The sequence below is a fragment of the Longibacter salinarum genome (genome assembly GCF_002554795.1).
GTDB classification, from domain to species: Bacteria; Bacteroidota; Rhodothermia; order Rhodothermales; family Salinibacteraceae; genus Longibacter; species Longibacter salinarum.
In genome coordinates this window covers 125706-149075 of record NZ_PDEQ01000001.1, presented here as the reverse complement: position 1 = coordinate 149075, position 23370 = coordinate 125706, and the positions used below count along the sequence as shown (strand labels likewise).

The following is a 23370-nucleotide window of genomic DNA, read 5'->3' as shown; positions in this document are numbered from 1 at the left end:
GACAGACGATCTATCTCAAGGTATATCCATGCGCATACCGGTCCACGCATAATCGGCTCGGTGTCTATTGGACGTTCGCATTCTATTTCAAGAACGCTCAAGAGACGTGCTGACGAGAAGACGCCGACGGCCTGACGTCCGCGATGATGCGCTTGGTATGCCGGCCCTGTGCTTATAAGAGTAAGTGAGTGATGAGGTAGTACCAATAGACAAGAGAGAATATCTCCGCACTAAGCATGAGTGCAAGTAGCGGTCCGTACCGCACTTCAAACACGTTGACCAATGCCATAAACGGTGTTAACATCCAAATCACTTTCAATAGATACAGCAGAGACTGGTAGTTGCTGTCTTTCACATCAACCCTGCCGTTACTCAGGCGCACAACGTTCTTCCTGGCTCCCAGAAGAGGCGTAGCACGAATCGAAAGAGTATCACTGGCACCCACTTTCTCAGCGAAGTAGTCCGAGACTTCAAGTGTAGACCGGGACGACCTCCCTTCGCTTTCGCGGTAGACGTGCATGACCAAGTATGTATGACTTGGCCGCTCCTGGTTCGTGACGATGTACATCCAGTCTCCGCGCTCCCAGGATCTATCTACTCTCTTCTCGACACGCCAAACCGTCACGCGCTCTCTTTCATGGCTGGGCAGAGTAGCATCAAGAACCAGGATCAGAGCGATGAGCAGGCAGGGAATCGAGCCGTACCTTGCGGCCTCATACAGCCACGTCTTATAGTCCGTGTCAATTTGCTTACGGGCTCTTCGCCATTCATCATGTTTACTCATTGAGTCCTTGACTCATGCGGCATAAGGCTCGAGCTCTGCGGCGGTGCTGGCGCCGGGCCTCGGGGTAAGCGAACGAGACGCAACGACTGTTCAAGGCGCACACCAACACCGTGCGGTGCACGCGCCGAGCCATATCCGTACGCGGACACTCTACCACCCCCATGCGTCGATAAAGGGCGAACAGAGGAGCTATGCCCTCTGCCCAGACTCACCAACCTTCCACACACCCAGAAAAGACATCCGCTTGGCATAATAAGAGCGCGTGGTTATGCGATCCTACACCGTTCCCTGCCGCCGTACGACATGATCTGAGAGCCACTCGACCACCTCTTCCCTATCGAGATTCCCTGCTGCGAGTCCTAGCATCAATTCCTCTTGCTCATCGACGCTCGCCTTAACCTCTCGGCCATTCAATAACAGAAACACCTCCATTGCTGCATGCGCGACTCGCTTGTTGCCATCGACAAGTCGATGGTTTCGGGTGAGCGATACTGCCAAGACGGCCGCTTTCTCTATCATGGATGGATAAAGCTCTTCGCCTTCGAATGTCATCTTGGGCTGCGCGACCGCCGAAAGTACTCCGCCTTGATCACGAACACCTTCGCTCCCGCCCGACTGCCGAATCACCCGGCGGTGTAAATCTAAGATCTCTGCAGTGCTGAGATATCGCACGCAATCAGCAGGCGATTGGGACTAGGACAAACGACGATAAAGCTCTTCGTTCTTCTGAAGCACGCGGGCAGCCGCCTGTTCATACTCACGATCTAGACTGGAGAGCTGCTCCGCGAGACCCGCCTGGACAATCTCTTCTGGAGAGACGCCGAGCTTCTCGGCAAGAACTTCAAGGCGCTGGGCCGTGTCGTCGGAGAGTTGGAGAGTGAGTTTCTTCATGGCGCGACTTGTCTGTGAGCATATGTAGATGCAACGCGTAACGGTTGGTTCGTTTCCGTTCGTGAGATACGGGGGCGCATAACGGTCGAACTCTGCCGCGACGGGCATCGCAACACCTACGGAAATGGCGCCTGAGGTGCTACCGTAGAAAGTTAGCCCGCAGCCCGTCGTCGGCAGCAGTGTGGGGTTATACGCACCTCTACTACTCGCCTAATTCGGGCGGCAATTTTTGCGCGCTGTGCATTACCGCAAGTACGTCGATTTGCTCTTCCTTGATGCGGTAGATGACCCGATACGAGCCTTCGATTACTTCGCGTACGTCTGGCGCCTCGTACTCCGGCACCTGCCGCCCCGACCTAGGAAACGTGCCAACCTGCTGCGATCGCCGGGTCAACCGGTCCATCAACCGGTCGGCGTAGACTTCCGAGTCGTGGGCCACGTACTCGTAGATCGACAAGAGGTGATCGATGGCCGTGTTCGTCCAGTGAACCCTCAAGCCGACAGTCCGAGTTTTTCGCGAAGCTCGTTCACGTCCATCGTGCGGCCGGCCTCACTGTCTTCCAACCCCGCTTCAATGGCTTGGCGGACGTAGATGCGTTGCATGAGATCGTCCCACGTGGCATCGTCAGGCAACTCCTCGATAAGGCGCTGCGCCTCTTCTTTAACTTTAGTTGTAGGCATGTGAGGTTATGAGTTTGTGATGCGGAGGCGTGCGAGAGGTACCTTCGGGGTCGCTTTCCTGTTTCGCTGCTTTGGCTTCGGGTGTGGATAACTTATTATTATCCGGACGGCTTCGGGATAATAAAAACGATCTGGATTGAATCGGGCCTCAGCGAGGCTGATGCGATATTATCGCGATGAATCCTATCCGGAAGGCGTACGGAATTACGCATACTATCCGGACAATTTCCAGTACCAGTCCCTCTCGCACTACAGCCGGACAAACATTGCGATCAATAACTCCAGGCGATAGTCGCTGGCCGCGTACACGAGTCATGAACTCCCGTTTTGCTGGTGCGAACACCGCGCGGACGCGCCTGGCCCCTGTAACCGTCGCGCGATGAATCAGGTACGCTAGACGCTATCCCGTCTGCCGGACGATGATGCCGAAGCGGGCCGGTTCGACGTCCAGGTTCTTCGCGCGTTTGAGGCAATGGCGCCGCATAAACTTCCGCCAGGCCTGCTCGACGCACGACCGCCGGGTCCCACTCTGGACCCGAACGTGGGCGATGACTTTGCTGCCATCGGTGTAGAACTGGCAGATGTCGACGACGACCGTCTCCACGCTCGTGTTGGACGAGCCCTCTGACTTCACCTGCGTGGTCTCGTGCCCTCGGTTGAGTGCGGCATACGGATCCCCGTCGCTGTCCGGCGTCAGAATCCACGTCGCTTTCGACGTCCCCTCCTCGTCCTCCACTTCCTCCTCGATGGTGGGACGCCCGTTGATGATCCGCGTGTCCAACCCATGTGCCTTCGCGTACTCAAAAAAGGAACTACTCATGCGCGTACCGGCGATTGATTCGACAACTGACCTGCCTTCATCGGCCGTCGTTCCGATGTCCTTCTTCTTCCTGTACGGTAGACGCTCGTGATGACCTGACCCTCTCTCCACCCTGTGTCGTGAACCGACTCTGTGAACACCGTCACGGCGACACACGCACACGTATTCAGCAAGACGATTACCGCTGCGATTGGCTTCGAAAAGGATCGGTATTAATGTGCACTTTTACTTTTCTAAATGCAAGTCGGAGCGGATCTATGAAAAGAAACATCGATCGTGTTCGTTCCAGCTGTGGTGGAGGGTAGTTCTTTTGCCAAATCGGCGTTTGCATATGCCTTCCCAGGCGTACGAGAACCCGGCTCGCTGAGACGATGTCTGAGACCATCGTTCCATAAGCGCCGGGTGAACGCAAGAAGTCTCGCTCCCCATCCACTGCGTCGTTCTCCCGCACGTTTCCGAACCCGAGCAGTCGGGCTGTCAACGATTCGACGGATGGTTAGCGGATCCATTCGAAAACAGTGCTTCCCAGGGCGATCACTTTGCTAAACGTTGTTTGCAGCGCGAAGACGACACGCGCGCACACCTCGTGTCCCACGAGCCTCCACGATTGCGCGCCAATAACGACCGCTTAATCTCGCAGCCGATACAGCGTCTCGAAGCCGGCGAACAGGTCGAGGTACCGTTCCAGCATGTGCGGCAAAAGGAATCTGTCACGGACCGTCGTGCGGGCCGCCTGCCCGAGCCGCTCCCGCAAATCCGGGTCCCTGACGAGTTGAACGATGCGTTCCGCCGCCTCCTCGACCGAGTCGACCAAAAACCCGGTCTTGCCATCCTCAATCTGACGTCGAATCCCTCCGACGTTCCCACCGATCACAGCACTCCCCTTCCACATGGCCTCCGTCACGGTCAGCCCGAACCCCTCGCGGAGGGACTTCTGAAGGACCACCGCCGCGCGCCGCTGTAGCGCGTTGACGAGCGCCGTATCCTCCACGCTCAGAATGTAGATCCGCTCGCCCTGCTCGTCCAGAAGAGACTCGTATACCTCCTTCCCTTCCGGATCGTCGGTCGCCACGTTGCCCAGCAGAACCAGCGTCGCATCGATCTCCTTCGTAGCGAGCTTGAAGGCCTCGATCACGCCCTCCGGGTCCTTCCACCGATCGAAACGCGATACCTGAACGACGAGCGGGAGATCCGTCGGGATGTCGTAGTGGGCGAGCCGCTCGTTCACCTCCTGGGTACTCAGCTCTTTGTTCTTGATCGAGAACGGGTCGATGGCCGGCGGAATCGTCCGCTGTGGCGTTTCAAGGGGCTGCTGGTACTCGTCCAGGCTCACCACTACCCCGTCGTACTGCTCGATGAACGACCTCAGGTATGCCCAGAGCTCCACGTTCGGTGCCGTGAGGTCGACATGACACTGCCAGATCCACGGCCCCTTCCGATGATAATGCTGGACGAGCGGAAGGGGCTGCGGGTCGTGCACGACCACCATGTTGTGATGGTCGAGGTGATTCCGCAGCGCATTCTTGTAGACGATGTCCTCGTAGTGCTGCTTCTTCAGGTCGGTGAGGTTGATGGATCCGCCCTGGAGAGCGTTGTGCATCTTCTTCGTGATGCTGAAAAAATCGGGCGCCCCCTGAATCACACGCCAGCCGGTCGTGATGCCGACATGGTTCATGAGGAGCGACAGCCCATCGAGTAGCTCCGCGACCCCGCCCCCATAAAAGGTAGAACTCACGTGTGCGACGTGAAGATGGGAAAGGTCGGCCGCCTTCCTGTAGATACGGTCGATATGGCGTCGACCGAGAAGGTCTGCATAATCGTCGAGCTGCGCCGTCGGACGCGCGTCTCGGGCGGACACGGTTTTGTCGATCTCTATACCGTCAGACATGAGTGCGCGGGGAATTGGGGTCCCAGAGAAGCGATATCGCGATGCACCGAGGAGCCGTCGACTCGGTTGATCGATTTGAGGTCGGCGTCTATCGAACCGATGTCTACAAACGCATGATTCGGGCGAAGCGCGGACAATCAGTACCATCCTCTTCCCCACAGGTCGCACGAGCTGTGGGTGGACGCACCACAGCGCATTTCAGCCCATCACCCATTACTCGGCGTTCGTCTGAGAACTACCTTCTCACGGAGAACAGACGGTAAACGAATCGCGAGGGTGCGCCATGCCGACGCTCGACTTTTCCTGGACGCATACCGGGCTCTTGGCCGCTGTGGCGATTCTGGTCACGGCGATCGGAATGACGCCGAACGGACCCGTGACCACCGAACAACCAATCGGTCCACGGGAAATCTCTTCGAACCGCTTCGTGCACGTCGTCAATGTGGCCGTTCTGCCACCGAAGACGGGACGCGAACTGTACATGGACGCCTGTGCTGCGTGCCATGGAGCCGACGGCACCGGAGTGCCCCAGAGTCAAGTTGGGTTTGACGTTCCCCTGCCCGACTTCACGAGTTGCACCTTCGCCACACGCGAACCCGATGCCGACTGGATCGCTGTCGCCCACCAGGGCGGTCCCGTGCGGGGATTCTCACCGATGATGCCTGCTTTCGGCGACGCCCTCACGAGGGTGGAGCTTGCAAAAATCATGACCTACATCCGGTCGATGTGTGATGATGGCGACTGGCCTCGAGGTGAGCTGAACCTCCCCCGTCCGCTCGTAACGGAAAAGGCCTATCCCGAGGATGAAGCCGTTTTCTCGACGAGCATCGACGTGGAGAACGAGGGAGCCGTCGTGAACGAGATTGTCTACGAGTCTCGATTTGGGGCGCGCAATCAGCTTGAGGTGGTGATTCCCTTCGGCTACCGAGAACGGCCCGACGGCAACTGGACCGGCGGGCATCTTGGCGACATTGCCGTGGGCGTCAAGCGGGCGCTCTTTCACAGCCTCGACAGCGGCTCCATCCTGAGTGTCACCGGGGAGGTTCTCTTTCCCACCGGCGCCGATGACCTGGGATTCGGCTCTGGCACGACGGTCTTCGAGCCGTTCGTGTCCTACGGCCAGCTCCTCCCCGCCGGCAGCTTCTTCCACGCCCAAGGCGGGTCCGAACTGCCGCTCGACCAGGACAAAGCCGAGAACGAAGCGTTCTTCCGTGGCGCTCTCGGGAAAAGCTTTTCTATCCAACCGTGGGGACGCACGTGGTCGCCCATGGTCGAGGTGCTGGGATCAAGAGCCCTCGAGTCTGGCGCCGAGACACACTGGGACATCGCCCCACAGGTGCAGGTCACCCTCAACACGCGGCAGCACGTGAGGCTGAACGTGGGTGCCCAGATTCCGCTGGACGACGCCGGTCGCGATACGCGAATAGCGGTCTACCTGCTCTGGGACTGGTTCGACGGTGGCTTCTTCGAGGGCTGGTAGCGGGCCGGCGCTGCGGTACATTTTCGCGACCTTGACTCATCCAATACCGGAGGATGACATGTACGGACGATTCCTGATTGCCGCCACCAGCGTCGTACTCGCGATCGGGACGGCGTTTGTCTACACCGCTCCCGACATGTCGAAGGCCCAGCAGGCTCCCGCTGCACCGCACGCCCGCGTGCCGGCCGAACTCTTCCGGACGGCCGATGCCTGCATGAGCTGCCACAACGGCCTCGTCACCCCGGAGGGCGTCGATATTTCGTTCGGCGCCGACTGGGAGGCGTCGATGATGGCGAATTCGGCGCGCGATCCGTACTGGCAGGCCGCCGTCCGCCGAGAAGTGACCGATCACCCTCGGGCCCAGGCTCACATTGAGGATGAGTGCTCTACCTGCCACATGCCAATGGCCCGTTTCGAGGCACACCTGCTCGGGCATGAGGGCGACATCTTCGCCCACCTCCCCATTGGCCGGGCGGCCGGTCGCCTGGATCGACTCGCTGCGGACGGCGTGTCATGCACGATGTGCCACCAGATCACGCCCGAGAATTTCGGCACGCGCGAGAGTTTCGTCGGGGGATTCAACGTGGACACCACCTCCCCGCTGGGACAACGACGCGTGTTTGGCCCGTACTCTGTGGATCAGGGACGAACGACGATCATGCATTCGGCGTCTGGATTTCGCCAGGAGCAGTCCACGCATCTTCAGAAATCGGAACTCTGCGCAACGTGCCATACGCTCTATACGGAGACGCTGGGTCCAGACGGGAGCGTCATCGGCGAGCTTCCCGAGCAGGTGCCGTACCTGGAGTGGCGCCACAGTGCCTACCGCGACGAAAAGAGCTGCCAATCGTGCCACATGCCGGTCGTCGAGGACAGCGTGGCCATTTCCGGCGTCCTGGGTCAACCCCGCACCGAGGTGTCCCGCCACACCTTCCGCGGCGGCAACTTCTTTATGCTCCGCATGCTGAATCGATACCGGACGGACCTGGGCGTCACGGCATCGCCTCAAGGCCTCGCCGAATCCGCGCGACGCACCGAAAACCACCTGCAGACGAATACGGCCCAGCTCTCGATCAACACGCCCACGGTCGTCGATGGGACGCTCCGCGTGAAGGTCGCGATTGAAAACCTCGCGGGCCATAAGCTACCGACGGCGTATCCTTCCCGGCGGGTGTGGATTCACCTCACCGTGCGAGACCGTTCCGGAGCCATCGTGTTCGAATCGGGCGCATTCCAACCCGACGGATCCATCGCAGGCAACGACAACGACCTGAATCCGGATGCCTACGAGCCGCACTACGACAAGATTACGGGGCCCTCACAGGTGCAGGTGTACGAGACCATCATGGCCACTCCGGATGGAGCCGTGACGACGGGACTTCTCTCCGCGATCCGCTTCATCAAGGACAACCGACTTCTTCCGGACGGCTTCGACATAGCGACCGCAGAGGAAGACATCGCTGTGCAGGGAGAGGCGATACACGATCGCTCCTTTATCGGCGGTAGCGATAACGTCACCTATCTCGTGGATGTCGACGGGGCGAACGGTCCGTTCCACGTGCACGCCGAGCTCTGGTACCAGCCGATCGCGTACCGCTGGGCACAGAATCTGAGCGATTACGATCAGCCCGAAACCAATCGATTCGTCGGCTACTACGAGTCGATGTCCGACGGCTCCGCTACCATCCTCGCCACCGGCTCTGCCTCGACCGAATAGCTGATCGGCTCACCACGCGTACCGCCAAGCAAAGAAGCCCACTGAAGCCGCCAACTCTGACGGTTCAGTGGGCTTTTCGTCTGACTGACTGAAAGGTATTGGTACCCGTCGCGACAATCCGAACCAGGACCAATAGAGACATCTGCACCTGGCCGATGTGCGACGGAAAACGGTCGGTTCGCGACTCGTGGAGCCGGAATGTAGATCCGGCGTGGTCAGGCAACAAAGGTTCACCCGGCCCGACCAAGGGACCGAATGTGTTGACCGAGCGATCGCACTTTTGCCACGGTGTCGTCACTTGCGGTCTGTTCACCGCGGCTTCTCCCCGCCTGCTTGAGGGTCGTCGCGATGTTCGCCATATCCTCGACTTCCCGGTTGACCTCGTCACTGACCTCGGTGTTGTTCGCCCGAGCGTGCGCCCAGGCCGCGTGATCGTAGTGCACGATGGCCGCCTCCAGCGCATGACCCGCCTGACGATTGTATCCCTCTCGGATCATTTTCATCGCACGATCCTGGTGATAGGACGCGAGAGCACGGTGGGCGCCAAAAATACGTTGATCGACGACGCGCATTTCCGTTTTCGACCCCGCCGTCATCATGCCGGCCAGTTCCTTCATCAGATCGGCCTCCTCGACAACACGCGTTCGGGCTCTGGATTGCCCCCGACCTGCGTCCACGTGCATGTATGCCGATGCCAGAGTGAATGCTTCCGCGGATCGTTCGAGATTTCCGGACTGGGCATTCGAGCGCCCAGATTGGAGAAGGTACGCCACGAGATTCCGGACCTCTCCGACCTTTGATTCCTCAACCACGATCATCGTGTTGCCTGACGTCAGAATCGACTCCTCATACTTGACGACATCCTGCGGCGTCTCTTCGATCGTCGGCTCCTGCGCAAACGCGGCGGAAGCAAGCAGGCCGCTGCACAGCGCGATGGCGATAATGCGATGGACAGTGTTCATGACATTCGGTGACGGTTGATTCGAACGATCGATATGAACGGCGGCGGAAGACGATTCCCAGAGATGCACCCTGCAAAGCGGCGTCCGCGCACAACGTCCGAAGGATCTCCCCGACGGCCTCGCGACGAGTTCACCTCCTCTGCAGATTCGGAGCACGAGGGACTGGAAGGTGGCGACACGTAGGCACGACATCTGTTCTTCCCGGTGCACAATGCTGGATGGGAAGACTCAATGTCCTTCACGTGGGCAAACATAGACCCGAAGCGGTCCGCTTATGTACTCAAATTGGGAGACGCATGACGCACTCAAGTCCGAAACCTCCGTGCGAGGCGCCCGCAGCGAGGACTCATACTTCGACCACTCGTGCCTCGGGCAACGAACCGAACCCGCATCATCATTTTCCGACACCACCCTGCTTGACGATCGTTAGGTCTCGCTTGCCATGGAGTATGATTCGATGTCGTTCAATCAGCCATGATCGCCCTTCGGTACGTTACAATGCATCTACGGATCAACCTTTCGGGCAGAATCGGTTGATCCTCAGGGCAGTGTCGCCGTGTTTATCGCTTCCTCTCGACGCGTAGTTCGCGATCTCTCGAGGTATGGTTCACGACCTGTTGTGAGGGCCTGTCGCCCCTCGGTTCTGCGACTGCTCGTCATCTTTTGAACTGATCTCACCGTTCCCATGCGTCGCATCGCTACTCCCGCCCTGATCGTCGCGCTCCTACTTTCCACCGCTATTCCGGCCCATGCCCACAGCAATCCGGTTGACCGCATCAAGGCCTACGTCAATGATGTCGTCACTCATGCCAAGGCTGCTGATAACGCCGCCGAGAAGCGGGAACGTCTCGACAACGGCCTCGACGACCTCGTGACCGCCCTCGATCGCGTCGAACGCACGGCCAACCTCTCGGAAGCGGATCGCAACGGCATCGCGGCCCTACGCGCCAGCGTTGTGGAGAAGCAGCACGAGCTACGCGGCACCCACGGCTACGAGCGGGTCCCGAACCGCCAGCTCGACGACTTCGCCGACTACGTTCAGCAGGATATGGAGGTCGCCGATCGAAGCATCACGATCGGTCTCACCACGGCGCTTCTGATCGTCATCATCCTGCTCCTCCTGTAAACGAAGTCCGACACTTTGCTCTGGCGACGTGCAGACAATACCCTGCTGAGCGAGGACCGTGAGGCGGAGTTGTAGCAACATCAGTCGAGGTGACATGGATGAGAGGACGCACGACCAGCGCAGGCGCATGACGACCGTTCGAACTCCGGTTTTCGTTCTCATCATCACCGCGCTCTGCCTTTCGGCCTGCGCCTCGGGTGTGGTTTCCGTCCCTGAGGCTCCCTCCCCCGCAGGGTCGCCGTCCGCTTCGATCGACCGGCAGGTTATTGTCGTCGTCCACGGCGATGCGAGCTACACCTATCACGACACCAGCGGCACGCGCCGGGCCGCCGACGAAAAGGTCCTCCGCGAAGCCTTCGCTGCAGCACGCTCGATGCCGTCGGCGGAGGCCTTTGTGTTTCACCAGCGCGCCGGTCGGAGCATCCTCGGCCTGTTCCCGCGGAACGACGGGACCGCCTACCACTTTGTCGGAGGGCGCCTCGTGAGCCAGCAGACCTACCGGCGCGTGTCAGGCTGGGAGGCAGAAATCGCCTTCGTGCGCAAAAACACCTATCCCGCGCCGCCGGAGCGCCGATCGGCCCCGTCCAGGCGCCGAATCGTCGCCTACTACGGCCATGCTGTCCCCGAATCGCTAGCTCCGTACCACCGATCGCACCCGGACGACTCGCTGTCGGTGGACCGCGTCGCACAGGCGATTCAGTCGATCGGCCCGACTGACGTGACGGTGCTATCCACGTGCGATGGCGGAACGCCGAACACGGTGGCCTCGCTCGCCCCGGCAACGCGCTACCTGGTCGCCTCGCCGGGCGACCTGCATCTCTCGATGATCGACGGCGACCTCCTCTCGGTGCTCGCTCAAGACCAGCCGCTCGACGCGACCGTCGACGCCTTTGCCGATAGCGCATTCTCGCGCCTTACGCACCGAACCGTGACCGCGACCGTCCTGGCTCGATACGACACGGAGGCGTCGGATTCCACCGCCCGGGCACTCAACGCGCGGCTCCCTTCGGCCACCGGCACCGCACCTGCGGTGGACTGCGCCACCCGGACGGATACGGCCATCGACACCGCCGGCGTCCGTGTCTGGTACCGGCCCGCTCGATTTGGCCGTGCCGACCGGGACATGCACTCGGGATGGGCCTGTGCCGGCACCCGATGACGGTCTACGGGGGCACGATCCACCTTCTTCAGGTAGGAATGGAAAATACACCAGTGGGCACGGTCGATGGACACCGCTCCGTCGTGACGACAGACACAGACTCCGCGAGGGAGAGTCTGCGATCCGTCAGATGGCACTCCGATTCATGTCATCGCATGACGGGACCGGTTCCGGCTGACGAATTTGCAGGTGCTGAGAAAAAGACGAGTCGCGTCCGGTAGGGGCGCTCGAGGAGCCAGCGAATCCCATACCGATCCGGCGCATGCCGGACAGCCTGTTCTGCAACGACGTGACCCAGCACTCGTCGTAGACCGAGCAATAACAGGCGCGGATATCTGTCTTCCCGTCAAAGATGGATTCGGATAGCGCAGCTGCCTCCTCTTCATCTCGAAAGTCAAACGTTGCGAACTCGACCCGCTTTTCGGGGGACATCACCCGGCCGTTCACCAGGTTGACGCTGCTGTTCACCGAGAGCGGCCCCGATAGGGTTCGCCTCATGAGCTCGCCCCAGTTGGCAACGGTCGAGTCATTGTGACGGACTTCGGCCGACTGCACCCGCGCGGGCCCTACCCCGGCGTTTTCCGCAATGAACGTGACCAGCGTGTCGTTGATTGTAAAGCCAAGGGTGACGCGTGGCCAGACCTCCGCTCGCTGCTCCTGCCGCATCAGCGACGTCTCGTACAGCGACACAAACAGTCCACACACGCCGATCAAGACGGCGGACAATGCGATCAATGTTTGAGGCTCGAGAAGCCAGTCGAGGAAGGATTGGTCTTCTCCGTACGGACGAGGCGCGGTTTCCATCAGCGGTATGTATACGTTGGAACGGTGAACGCAGAGTGCTCGGCTGTAGAGACAGCCAGCCTAAGATAGCACATTCGAACCAAAGGCGGTAACGCAGATACGCCGTCCCCGAGCGCCAGAAACGGTCCTTCCAGGCTTTTCCAGCGGGCAAACTCGAAAGCGCCCGTTCGATGGCGGCGGCGAGCCTCTTCTCATCCCTGCCGACCATCTCGTTCAGATCATCGAAATTTCTCGGCAAGGGGCGAATTTGGTAATAAGTCCTGGTGAGTGTTCGAACTGGGCGCATTATTCAGTACCTTGTCAGTTCGATTGCCCGCTCTCCTTGAGCATCCGACCTCCAAACATCTCTGCCTATGGACCCGCAGCTCCTTATCGTTCTATCGACTCTCGCCATCATCGTCGTCCTGATTATCACGGAGGTGGTTCGGATCGATGTTGTGGCGCTCCTGGCGATGCTTTCGCTCGTCTGGACGGGGAGCATCTCCGCGAACGAGGCGCGGTCAGGATTTGCGAGTAACGCCGTTTTAGCCATCATCGGAGTGATGGTCATGGGGCGCGGGCTCTACAAATCGGGCATTACCGAAACCATCGCCCAGTTCATCTTGCGGGTGGCGGGCAATGGGACGCGCAGAATCCTCTCGATGGTGTCCGTTACGGTCGGTCTGCTGTCGGCCTTCATTCAAAACATCGGCGCGGCGGCCCTCTTCCTGCCGGTGATGATGGGCATTTCGAAGCGGGAGAACATCTCCATTTCCAGCCTCCTGATGCCGATGGGCTTTGCGGCGCTGCTCGGCGGGACCCTGACGATGGTGGGCACGAGCTCACTGATCGTGCTCAACGACCTTCTTAGCACGCGGGGGCTGGAGACGTTCGGCCTGTTCGCCGTAACGCCGATCGGCGTGGTGCTGCTGCTGACAGGGATCGTCTATTTCTTCGTGTTCGGCGACGCGGTCCTTCCGAGCCAGCCGGAGGAGAAGTCGACCATCTCGCCCGGACAAAAGCTGCTGAACATCTGGGGCCTGTCCGATTCCATCTTTACGTTCCGCGTCCCGAGAGATAGCGCTCTCGTGGGCCAGTCCGTTGAGGAGTCGAAGATGGGCGCCATCTACAGCGTGAACCTGCTACGGGTGTACGACGACGAGGCCGCGGACTACAACATCTGGGAAGACTACACCTTCGAATCCGGTCAGCATATCGTGGTGCAGGGACCGAAGGACGACGTGTGGAGCTTCGCCGAAAAGAACGGGCTCGACCTTCTGGAGGAGGATGAAAAGTCGGTACCGGAGGGGCGCGACGGGTACCTCGAAGTGGTCGTTCCGGCCCGCTCCAGCCTCGTCGGCAAGACGATCCGTGAGGTGCCGCTGCGCGAACAGTACAACGCGCAGGTGGTGCTCTTCTTCAGCAACAGCGAGGTCGTCGAAGAGAACCTGGCCGACCGGGTCATCCGGGCGGGCGACACCCTCGTCCTGCAGGGAAAGTGGGACAGCCTGCAGTTCTTCAAGGAGAGCGGCGACTTCATCACCGTGACGCCCTTCGAGTACGAGCCGAAGCACCCGGAGAAGGCCTGGCTGGCGCTTGGCAGCTTTGTCGGCGCGATTCTCGCCGTGCTGACGCTGGACCTGCCGATCTCGATCGGGTTTCTCACGGGAGCCGTCGCGATGGTCCTGGGCGGCGTGCTAACCATCGAGGAAGCGTACCGCTCTGTCGAGTGGAAGGTTATCTTCCTGATCGCGGGCCTGATCCCGATCGGCATCGCGATGGAGACCTCCGGGGCGGCCGCCTTCATCGCCGAGAATCTCGTCACCCTGATCGCAGGCGTCCCCGCATACGGCATTCTCTTCATCCTGGGCGTGCTGATGACCATCTTCTCGCTCATCATGTCCAACGTGGCGGCGACGGTCCTCATGATTCCGCTCGTTCTGGAGATGGCCGGCATCGGCGGACTCAGTGCGCAGGCGCTCGTCCTTCAGGTTGGGCTCTGCGCGGCAAACTCGTTCATCCTCCCCACGCACCACGTCAACGCCCTCCTGATGACGCCCGGTGGCTACCGCGTCTCCGATTACCTGAAGGCGGGCAGCCTTCTCTCGCTGCTATTCGTGACCGTCTCAACCACGGTCCTGTATTTCTTCTACGTGTAATGCTTTGGCGTCACCCGGTCTGCCGCTCTACTCCTTCCGGCCGTCACTCCTTCTGCTTACTGTACATGATGGCCATGCCGATGAAATGCGGCTTGTCGGGCGCGCTGGACCTCGAAATGAACGTTTTTATCGTGCACGCTTGCGTCTGCCCGTGGGGAGGATCGAAGGACGCGCCGACGGCATTACTGGACCAGGACTCGTCCAGCACCCGGTAGTTGTTGCACGTGATGGTCAGCCTGACGACGGACTCTTGCTTCGAGGCAATCGAGTGGATGTAATACTTATTGTCGCCGAAGAAGGGCCGTTCGTAGCTGATTCCATTTTTCTCGATGCGTCTCTCTGATACCTGATAATTCCCGGATCCGCTTCCTACCGTGCCCTCCACAACATCCGAGAGTTCCTCCTCTACGTACGCGTAGTCGCTATTTGTATTCTGGGCATGGCTCGCTCTCGGGTCGAGCGCGAATAGAAGAAGGAGGATCGTAGCCAATAGGGGTAATTTCACGGTCTGTCGTTTAAATGTTCGGGGATCGGCATTGTGCGCGTAGCCGTCCTGTAAGCAAACCAAGGGCTACAAATCTACGTCCGTCGTGACGCGAACCCACGTGGGGGTATACCACTTACGTGGTCTCCATCGCCGAAGGGAACGGTCGCACCCTTTCGGAGCGCTGACACACGGCGAGAGTCCATTCGACGACGGTCTCAGGTCAGCAAATATAACCATGCGGACCTACTTTGCCATGGGAAATACGCCCTGCCGCGTCTCTTCCTCCTGAATACCCATTTTCAGTCCTGCGAGGACCGACCGCGCGCCGCAGCCCCGCTCGCCCCTCCCTCCCGTTCGGCACCGCACCGGGAGCCGATGCCTATGGAACTGACGGCGGGCAAGCCGTGGCATCGATACCAGATCCAGTGATGTATCGCCCAGACTGGGATGAGATCGCCAAGCGCTAGGGACAGATCAGCACGAGATCGCTGTGCAGGCGCTTCGCTCATATCTAGAAAAGCGGACATCCTCTGTAGCCGACGTCCTTCGGTATAGACGCCTCTGCCGCGTCGACCGGGTCATGCAGCCGTACCTGGAAGCCCTCACGGCCTGAGGCGGCCGTCGCATCTCCCTCCTGCCATGTTCATCCGTTTCCCGCATCGATGACCCGCAATCTGTCGAACGTTCCCGCGTCGGTGCACAACCGCCTGCTGAACCAGGCTCGCGACACCGGGCGCCCGTTCAACGAACTGCTTCAGTACTACGGCATCGAACGGTTCCTCTACCGGCTGGCTCAGACGGAGCAAGCTCAACACTTCGTCCTGAAGGGGGCGCTTCTCCTTTGAACAGTGGGGAGCGCCGAGACCCAGCCCACTCGGGACATTGACCTTCTCGGACAGGGACCCTCAACGGAAGAGCGGCTCAATTCCTTGAGCATCACGCGCCTATCCAAGGAAAAGCACAACTCACGAGAGAGAGTTGCCCCTGTTTTCGCATCTGCACACGGAGGATTCGGTTCAGTCCCGATGATTCAGAACTCATCTCGTCCAATTCGATCAGTTCTCAGGTTGCCGTTCCTTTGCAGAAATAGCTCCACCGTGTAACCGCTGTACTGGTTGCCTTGGTCGGCGAAATAAAGCGCCTGATCCGCTTCGCTGTAGACCGTTTCAGGTCCAAAGTGTAGGTTTTCTCCGTACCACGTCTCTCCGGTGGCATACTTTAAACGGAAAGTGCCGAGAGGCACCGATATCTTCGTCGTGTCACCACCTCGAACGAAGGCGGTCGCAATTCGGCGATCTGTCTCGTAGTCCGTGATCTTAACGAAGTAGTGGCGGTCAGCATAATCGCGTTCAACCGCACGCGTTCTGATTTCGAGAGGGGCTACCGCACGCCCTGTGTGATACCTTTTCACATCACCACTACGGGGCAACGGTTGCGGGGGAGCGTCGAAGGTGTTTCGAGGTGCCTCTGTCTCTTGAGGCACCGGACGAGGGGACCTCGACGTGTTCGTTCTCTCGCCACTGAGTGCAGGCGAGGTGCTAGGACCGGGGGGATTGTCAACGTTGATGCTGAAAGCTGCTAGCATCAAGATAAGACCGGCCGTCAAGGGCAGACCATAAGCCAAGCCGCGGACTTTGGTCAACCATCCGCGCTTCATGTCCTGTGACGTGGCGGAACGGAAATCATCGTGTTCAGCGAAGTACCCCCACTGCTTTTTCTCTGCGGCTTGACGCATCTTCTGATCGACCTTGCGCATCCCGTCAAGCAGAGACTCGGCATCGTGCTTCGAGGAGATCGTCACCTCCCAGGTCTCTTCAGAGAAGATCAGCTGTATATCTGTATTCTGATATCCACCGTTGCGATGATTGTGGGTAACCTTGAGGTCTTGTAGACTCAATAGCGGCCACCATCTCACCTCATCGAGATGAGCCTGCACGAAATAGAGGGGAGTCACATAGAACCGGCACTTAAGGTTAGATTTGTGCCACCTCCAGATCCAATGGGCCTGTCGGCCGATGAAGAGCGAAACCGCAACGGTGATAAGACTGAGCCAGAAAAGTTCGGACTCCCCCCATTGATTTTCGGATGCGAACGTAAACAGGAGCCAAAACCATCCACACGGGACAATAAGCCAAACGTACTTCCAGAAGACCCCGTCTGTCTGTGCGTCCCATTGCCTCCCTGCTTTTCCATCCTGCCGGTCAAGAAGCCTTTTTCGGACGTTTTCAGGAAGGTCGCTGAAAACAGCCCGCCCAGCGTTCATTGGGGCACTCGTTGCGGTACCGCTTCGTTCTTGGTTCGAGGCTGCTCGCGAGGACGTCTTCTGACCTCGCTTTGAGGTAGACGACTGGGAGGAAGCACGTGCTCTGTCGTACTGTGCCCGTTTATCAGTATCGCTCAGTATCTCGTATGCTTGATTCGCTTCCTTCAGCATCTTATTGGCCTGCCGCCACTCAACCGGCTGCTCGTTCTCGTTAAACCGGTCTGGATGGACGACACGGCTGATCCGGATGTACGCATCGCGGATTTCGTTCTGCGATGCATCGGAGGCAACTCCGAGTACAGAGTACAAATCTTTTTCAACCATGGGCCTAAATCCAATCCGAAAGTTCGACTGCGCAAAGCAGGCATCAACACACCTGGATACTACAATGGGGTCGCCATGCTGAGCCCGCAACTCCGGTTCTTTGCTTCCGAGCGTATTGGCAGAAGTAGGTTGCGAACTGAATGCGGCGACTCCCTTAGGCTTTTGAATAGCCGTGGTAAACGTAGTAGGCGAAGACGCTTACAACGACGACAAGAACTCCAGTGAAGCCAAATATCTTTCCGAGGAAACCTGCTGCAATTGTCATCGAAGCATACACGAGCCACCGAACAACGCCGCTTGATTCCGCTTCACTAGAAGATGTCTCAGTTTCCATGAGCTTTGGGAGTGATATAGATTACTAATACGGCGGTGGAAATCTCCCTGGTGGGAAACGCAAGCACCACGCCAGACGACAGACGCTATCAAGACAAAGCTATATCTAGAAGTTGACTTCTCAGTCAGACTATTGTGCGTGCAATGGCTCCAACAACTTCTCGCGAGCTCTAAGTATCAGCTCGTTTCCCAAGGGTCCAGAACGTAGAGCGTTATCACAGGTAGTCTCCACTATAAACCGTCTTGTAGGCCTCTCAATTATCTCAACCAGTTAATGTAGAGTCTCTGCTCTGAACTCCAGACGGCATCAGAATTATTGCGACCACCATGCGTTGACTCGAGAATAAATCTTTTCTAATGCGAGCATAGGCAATAGGTGAGCAATCATATGGGTGATGAATACAAGGAGGCATGATACGCTAACAGCAGTGGGCAACGACCCTTGATAGTATAGAATAACATTGTCGAACCCAAGAAGGAACGTCAATGGAACGATGAAGAGATAGGCCAACCAATCCATCCACTTCGGTATAAACGACACAGACCGCGGGGCACGTGTCCAGAGCAAATATATTATTGCAGAGCTAGCACAGAGAAAGACGAGACCAAGGTCCGGAATCAGAAAATCATAGACGACGTCATCAAAACGACTCGGGACGATCGCAAACGATCTCGATAGGATGTAAATCACCCCCGGTAAAAGGATAATTGACAGATGAAGAATGGTTAATCCTAGTCGCCGGATCACGAATCTGATTGATCTATCACTACGAGGGTGTGAGCTTAGTGTACATCTTCAGACTGAGGGTTTATCATCTTGTCTTAATCCATCGCATCCTCGAACGCCTGCTTCACCTGCGCGCGGGACGGTTCGTAGTAGACTTGGGTGGTCTGCGCATTCTCATGCCCTAGAAACTTCTGCAGGAGGTTCTCCGGCATGCCCTCGTCGGCGAGCCGCTTAGCGACCGTATGCCGCAGAAGGTGCGGGTAGAAGCGCTTTGTAATCTCGGCATCTTTCGCCCGCTCCTTGACGATCTGCTGGATGCGCCGCGATGAATAGTGCCCGCCGCGCGGGGACGGGAAAACATAGCCGGTGCGCCGATTGCCCAGGTGCAGGCGCAGCTCGTTCACCAGGCTCTGAAGGATGGGGATGTCCCTCGCCTTCCCCCCTCTCCCGCGCACGCGAATCTCCTTCTCGCGAAACGCAATCTGCTCGGCTGTGAGCTTCGCGAAGAACGAAACGCGCATGCCGGTCTCGAGGAGGGTCCGGAGCATCAGTCCTTGCCGCGCGCTCTTCTCATAAGCGGCCGTTAGGAGCCGGTCGATCTCTTCCCCTGTCAAGCGGTCCACGCTTCCCTTCTTTCTCTTCGAGGGCGTGAGGCTGACCTCTTTTCGGGGCTCGGCGATGAGGTGCTTCGACCGGTCGTATGTGTAGCCGCCGTCTCGGAGGATCTTCGCCACGCGCCGAATGTCCGCCTGGCGGTTATGGTCTGAGTGACCCTTGCCTGGGCGGTCGTTGTCCGAATGAGAACGGCTAGAGGAATCTGGCGACGGAGGCAAAGGGGAATGGGAGAGGCGGGCTCTCGCTATTCGTGTTAAACGAGGAGTTACCTACCAGTATAGCGGACGCCCCCAATTTCGCAACTGGCATCTGACCACGAAAAAATCAGCTAAATGGGGCGCATTTGGCTCGGCTTCCCCCGTCCGCGGGGCCGACTTCTTCGCTCTCTCGCTCTTCTACGAACTCTGAACTGAGGATCGCATGGAGGTCCGTGTGACCTTTTCAGTCTACCGGCTTGAGAGTAAGCCGACACTACTACTAGCAAGAGAAGATCGAATTAGCTAGAAATCACAGTCAGTGGTACACCAAAGGTCTCTTTCAAGTAGACCTCTGTCGCACCCAGCAGGTCGAGTACCCGGGTGTTCACACTCTCCTTCTCGAGTCCCGGCTGCACGACGAAAATGCGAAAACGTGGTACGAGCTGCTTAGCCCGTCGGCTCAGTTCGTCAAGCTTCTGCAGATCGCCTCGTTCGAACCGTGAAACGCCGTAGTTTTCCTGCCGCTTTTGCTCACGAAGCTTCATTCGGCTGAATAGTCTTTGTACAGCCCCGCGCCAGTAGACGCTTCGTTGTGCCTGGCCACACACCTCATAGAAGTCGTCAACACGTACGCCAGCGCTCTCCGACTTCGAGTACTTGAGGTGCAGGAAATGTACGAGTAGCTGCTCCCCCGTTGCTTTAAGCCCGACGACATCAGCGATTTCCCCCTTTCCGTCGTCATCGAAGATGATATCGTAGTCGGCCCCGTAGTCACCCTGCATCCGATCAATAACGTGCCGCTGCACAGAATCCGAGCGCAGCTCAAGACGGCGCGGGTCTGTCTTCTTCTTGTACTGCGACTCTTTTCTGATCTGGACACCCTCCCAGGACCACGCCTCGATTGACGTTCGATCGTATGGCTCACGCTCGCCCTTCGGCTGGTAGATCTCGTTGTAGTCGAGCTTTGAGGTGTCCTCAAACCATATGTGCGGCGGCTCCTCCTGAAACCACTCACCGAGTGGCTGCTCGCGCCTCGTAGTTCTGAGGCGTGCCTTCTCTTGCCCAACTGGTATGTACTGAACCTCCTCTTCTCCAAGCACGACTTCGTACTCCGCAGATGCCTCTTCGACGACGACTTCGAACCGAAGGGGACCCTCTTCCTTGAAGGTTGTGATTCTGATTTCGGACTCGTAGAACGGGGCTGTATGTCCAGCCACCTCAACCCAGATGGCTTCTTCGCTTCTCTTTAAGAAGTAGAACGGCCACTGAACATGAGTTGGGACGAGCGAGGGACGCTCCTCGATAATCTTCGGAATGATGGCGTGCTCTAGGATCTCCTCTGTCGATGCTGAGGGGTCAAGCAACTTGTCCCCGACTCGTCCACACCACTCCATCCAGTCAGAGAAACCCTCGGCCACCTTATATGACCACACGCGCCCCTTGTGGGAGGCACCGATAGTTACGCTCTCGCCGGTTTCGAACCCACGCGAGAAGATGTTTGCTTTTCGGCGGTTCTCGACGGATGCCGGGCTGAGACCCTCTCGGATATCGCTGCCGACGTGCATCGTGAACTGTGTCGCCTGACTGTGCAAGTGCGAGAGTCCCAGGTTCGAGAGCGTCAGCCGGTTGATGTCGTGAAAGCTCTTGTAGATGCGCTCGCCCTGGATGCGCCGCGCGTCCTCGCCGACTAACACTTCCGCGAGCTTCCGGTGCAAGCTGTCGTTGTTCGTGCTATTGATGAAGAGAAGCGCACGCTCTTCGTCCCAGTATGCGAGATACAGGTCGTGCACGAGGTCGCTCACGGCCCGTGTTTCTCCCCAAGCGACCCCCTGCTCTTCACGTGTGATGTAAAAGAGCACACGCTCCGACGGATTGACCGTCGGCTCGACTAGAAGAGGCGTATCCTTCAGATAGTCATCTAGCTTATGAGGTCGCCAGTCTTCGCACTGCGTCCGGTAGGCCACGGTGCTCATCTTCGGCCGGATGTTCTGGAGAGGGACAGGCCCCGGCGAGGTCTGGAAGCCTCTCATAAGCTCAGATCGTCGGCGCTGGCGGGACGTTTCACCCTCGCTCAGGCGCTGCAGCACGTCGTTCCAGTCGGCGTCCTTCACGTAGAGGTCGTCGATCGCCTCTTCGACATCCGCATCCGCCGCATTGGCGACAACAGTAGCGTCACCGAGTCCGCCTGCGACCCGCGCGAACCTCCCTACGAATTGAATAGTGACAGCCATGCTCTTATGAACGTCGTGGATTGCAGCGATCTTCAGTTGTGGTAGGTCGAAGCCTTCTCCCAGCATGTTCACACACACGATGACGCGCGACCTACGAGACATGAGAGCTTCAATCGCTGCGGTTTGCTCTCTGGCCCCCATACGATTGTGTACGATAAGAGGGTGCAGATCTGGTGCGAGACGCGCGTACACCTCATGTACCTCCTCCGCCCGATGAATCCTCTCCGTCCGTGCCATAAGAAGATGATCGAGGCCACTCTCTCTATCTGAGCGGAGCGCGCCGATAGCGCGTCTGGCGACAGCCTCGTCAGCAAGGTCGCGATTGTACTCCCATATTGAGATGAACTTAATTGGCGCGAAGTATCCCTCTTGCTGCGCTTTTCGAAGCGGATAGGTGAATATTGATTTTCCGCCGATATGCTTGCCGTCGCGCCGGTAAGGGGTGGCGGTGAACTGTAAGATCGGCTTGCCATGTTCACGAGCGCGCTCCTTAAACGCACTCCACGTTTTTGCGGGTACGTGATGCGCTTCGTCGATGAAAAGATGGCTGCACCCGGTCGCCAACGCGTCCTTCACTTCGTTCGTGCATCCGCCGATGACGGACATGGTCGCTACTACCACATTGCAGCTTTCCTGAAAGTGCCGCGCCTCCTCCGGTGTGTCAAACCGATGCTCCATACGTCCGACAACGGGAAGCTGGACATCTCGGTCGACGATTCCGAAATCAGGAAGTACGCCCATCGTTAGAAACTTACGAGCGATCTGATCACGCAGGGCCGATGTCGGTACGACCACGAGGAGCTTTTCTAGTCGCTCACGAGCAAAAAGAGCTAGCATAGTTTCAGTCTTGCCCGTCCCAGTGGGCATAACGACGGTGCCTACCTCCCTAGTAACCGTCCAGTGGGCCAAAGACGCGTGTAGCGCGCCCATCTGGGGAGCACGAAGCCCTGGACGTTGAATCTCATCATCCTCGCGAGCCTCACTTACAAATCGGAATTGGTCCTTCCACGAGGCACATATTTCAGCGCAAAGCGTGGGGAGGTTATTCTGCTCAGACGTATTCAATGGCTGTGGAGAAAGCCACCGATAAGCCTCAGGAGCTTCATCTACGTCACCTGGCAGCCTATCAGTGGTTAGCGGTCTAGCATCATCGCCAGGTACAACGAGCGTTGCTTCGTATGGCTCTGCCGATGTATGCCTTCCTACTGCCAGAACGCGTTCGCCCTTCGGTCTATGCAGCGTCAACCCCTGCACACCATATCGGTCGTATCCCTCTACACCTAGGCTCTCAACCCGGCCTGCGTGCTCGAAGCGTTCGACAGGATTGCCGACAATCTTTCCTGAAAGAGACAACCGCGGAGGTAGATACACATCCTTCGTGAAAAGAAGCAAGAGTACGTTCGTGTGCTATTTAACATTTTATACCTCCCTGTAAGCTTACCCTTTATCTGACGCGGATAGAGATAGAGGGTTCGAGGGTTGCCCCTCCCTGTAATTCAACCAGTCAAAAGTAGAGATCCGGGCGGCTTGATCGTAAACGCTAAGAAAACGAGGCAAACACGCAGCGTACAACTTTCTAGCCTTGCTCGTTGCGCAATCTAATTTCGCTTTCTGGGCAAAGGACGAAATCTACTCACGGGTAGTCGTTTTCCCGTTCTCACCGGACCTTGATGAGCTCGTTCGGCTGTCTACATGGATCATGAACGGCTCTTCTGATGAGCAATGGTCGTTTAGAATGCCCGT

General features: G+C 58.2%; 21 protein-coding genes. 7 read left to right on the top strand and 14 right to left on the bottom strand.

Annotated elements, in window-relative coordinates; translation table 11 throughout:
* Positions 1–172 precede the first annotated feature (172 nt).
* The 5 genes from CRI94_RS00570 to CRI94_RS00550 form a co-directional block, all read right to left on the bottom strand.
* Positions 173–784, bottom strand: a complete 612-nt coding sequence (locus tag CRI94_RS00570) for a hypothetical protein (protein WP_098073719.1) — start codon at positions 782–784, stop codon at positions 173–175.
* Between the two features lie 276 nt (positions 785–1060).
* The gene (locus tag CRI94_RS17970) at positions 1061–1411 is read right to left on the bottom strand and encodes a type II toxin-antitoxin system death-on-curing family toxin (RefSeq protein ID WP_281253282.1); all 351 of its coding nucleotides are present in this window, start codon (positions 1409–1411) and stop codon (positions 1061–1063) included.
* 66 nt (positions 1412–1477) lie between these two features.
* On the bottom strand, positions 1478–1675 hold the full coding sequence (locus tag CRI94_RS17450; protein WP_143815251.1) for a DNA-binding protein: 198 nt from the start codon (positions 1673–1675) through the stop codon (positions 1478–1480).
* 202 nt (positions 1676–1877) lie between these two features.
* On the bottom strand, positions 1878–2171 hold the full coding sequence (locus tag CRI94_RS00555; RefSeq protein WP_098073716.1) for a type II toxin-antitoxin system RelE/ParE family toxin: 294 nt from the start codon (positions 2169–2171) through the stop codon (positions 1878–1880).
* Positions 2168–2356, bottom strand: coding sequence for a hypothetical protein (locus tag CRI94_RS00550; protein WP_098073715.1), 189 nt, complete (start codon positions 2354–2356; stop codon positions 2168–2170). Before CRI94_RS00550 ends, CRI94_RS00555 begins: the two co-directional genes overlap by 4 nt.
* A gap of 160 nt (positions 2357–2516) precedes the next feature.
* Between CRI94_RS00550 and CRI94_RS17965 the strand changes: the two genes are divergently transcribed.
* Entirely contained in the window at positions 2517–2648 is a 132-nt protein-coding gene (locus CRI94_RS17965) for a hypothetical protein (protein WP_281253272.1), read from the top strand.
* 108 nt (positions 2649–2756) lie between these two features.
* On the opposite strand, the gene CRI94_RS00545 is transcribed toward CRI94_RS17965, so the two are convergent.
* Both CRI94_RS00545 and CRI94_RS00540 read right to left on the bottom strand, forming a co-directional pair.
* The gene (locus tag CRI94_RS00545) at positions 2757–3176 is read right to left on the bottom strand and encodes a hypothetical protein (RefSeq protein WP_098073714.1); all 420 of its coding nucleotides are present in this window, start codon (positions 3174–3176) and stop codon (positions 2757–2759) included.
* A 628-nt stretch (positions 3177–3804) separates the two neighbouring features.
* Complete coding sequence (locus tag CRI94_RS00540) at positions 3805–5064, bottom strand: glycosyltransferase (protein ID WP_098073713.1); 1260 nt, start codon at positions 5062–5064, stop codon at positions 3805–3807.
* A gap of 283 nt (positions 5065–5347) precedes the next feature.
* Here CRI94_RS00540 and CRI94_RS00535 point away from each other — a divergent pair, with 283 nt between their 5' ends.
* Positions 5348–6544 (top strand): c-type cytochrome, encoded by a 1197-nt coding sequence (locus tag CRI94_RS00535; protein WP_098073712.1) that lies wholly within the window; start codon positions 5348–5350, stop codon positions 6542–6544.
* A gap of 58 nt (positions 6545–6602) precedes the next feature.
* The gene (locus CRI94_RS00530; RefSeq protein WP_098073711.1) at positions 6603–8261 is read left to right on the top strand and encodes a hypothetical protein; all 1659 of its coding nucleotides are present in this window, start codon (positions 6603–6605) and stop codon (positions 8259–8261) included.
* A gap of 230 nt (positions 8262–8491) precedes the next feature.
* Here CRI94_RS00530 and CRI94_RS00525 read toward each other — a convergent pair whose 3' ends face one another.
* Entirely contained in the window at positions 8492–9223 is a 732-nt protein-coding gene (locus CRI94_RS00525; RefSeq protein ID WP_098073710.1) for a hypothetical protein, read from the bottom strand.
* A gap of 685 nt (positions 9224–9908) precedes the next feature.
* Between CRI94_RS00525 and CRI94_RS00520 the strand changes: the two genes are divergently transcribed.
* Together CRI94_RS00520 and CRI94_RS00515 are read left to right on the top strand one after the other, a co-directional pair.
* Positions 9909–10349, top strand: coding sequence for a hypothetical protein (locus CRI94_RS00520; RefSeq protein ID WP_098073709.1), 441 nt, complete (start codon positions 9909–9911; stop codon positions 10347–10349).
* Between the two features lie 127 nt (positions 10350–10476).
* Entirely contained in the window at positions 10477–11508 is a 1032-nt protein-coding gene (locus tag CRI94_RS00515) for a hypothetical protein (RefSeq protein WP_098073708.1), read from the top strand.
* Between the two features lie 126 nt (positions 11509–11634).
* On the opposite strand, the gene CRI94_RS00510 is transcribed toward CRI94_RS00515, so the two are convergent.
* Complete coding sequence (locus CRI94_RS00510; protein ID WP_098073707.1) at positions 11635–12312, bottom strand: hypothetical protein; 678 nt, start codon at positions 12310–12312, stop codon at positions 11635–11637.
* A 353-nt stretch (positions 12313–12665) separates the two neighbouring features.
* Here CRI94_RS00510 and CRI94_RS00505 point away from each other — a divergent pair, with 353 nt between their 5' ends.
* On the top strand, positions 12666–14450 hold the full coding sequence (locus tag CRI94_RS00505) for an SLC13 family permease (RefSeq protein WP_098073706.1): 1785 nt from the start codon (positions 12666–12668) through the stop codon (positions 14448–14450).
* Between the two features lie 43 nt (positions 14451–14493).
* Here the strand turns inward: CRI94_RS00505 and CRI94_RS00500 are convergent, their stop codons facing one another.
* Positions 14494–14955, bottom strand: a complete 462-nt coding sequence (locus tag CRI94_RS00500; RefSeq protein ID WP_098073705.1) for a hypothetical protein — start codon at positions 14953–14955, stop codon at positions 14494–14496.
* Positions 14956–15599: 644 nt separating this feature from the next.
* Between CRI94_RS00500 and CRI94_RS00495 the strand changes: the two genes are divergently transcribed.
* Positions 15600–15782 carry a hypothetical protein gene (locus CRI94_RS00495; protein ID WP_098073704.1) on the top strand — a complete coding sequence of 61 codons (183 nt, stop codon included), beginning with the start codon at positions 15600–15602 and terminating at the stop codon, positions 15780–15782.
* Positions 15783–15967: 185 nt separating this feature from the next.
* Here CRI94_RS00495 and CRI94_RS00490 read toward each other — a convergent pair whose 3' ends face one another.
* The 4 genes from CRI94_RS00490 to CRI94_RS00470 all read right to left on the bottom strand — a co-directional run bounded on the left by CRI94_RS00490 (position 15968) and on the right by CRI94_RS00470 (position 22881).
* A complete protein-coding gene (locus tag CRI94_RS00490) occupies positions 15968–17524 on the bottom strand; it encodes a J domain-containing protein (protein ID WP_098073703.1) in 1557 nt (518 codons plus the stop codon).
* A gap of 154 nt (positions 17525–17678) precedes the next feature.
* Positions 17679–17858, bottom strand: a complete 180-nt coding sequence (locus tag CRI94_RS00485; RefSeq protein ID WP_098073702.1) for a hypothetical protein — start codon at positions 17856–17858, stop codon at positions 17679–17681.
* 821 nt (positions 17859–18679) lie between these two features.
* Positions 18680–19417, bottom strand: coding sequence for a tyrosine-type recombinase/integrase (locus CRI94_RS00475; RefSeq protein ID WP_245846017.1), 738 nt, complete (start codon positions 19415–19417; stop codon positions 18680–18682).
* 278 nt (positions 19418–19695) lie between these two features.
* Entirely contained in the window at positions 19696–22881 is a 3186-nt protein-coding gene (locus CRI94_RS00470) for a DEAD/DEAH box helicase (RefSeq protein WP_281253281.1), read from the bottom strand.
* Between the last annotated feature and the right edge of the window lie 489 nt (positions 22882–23370).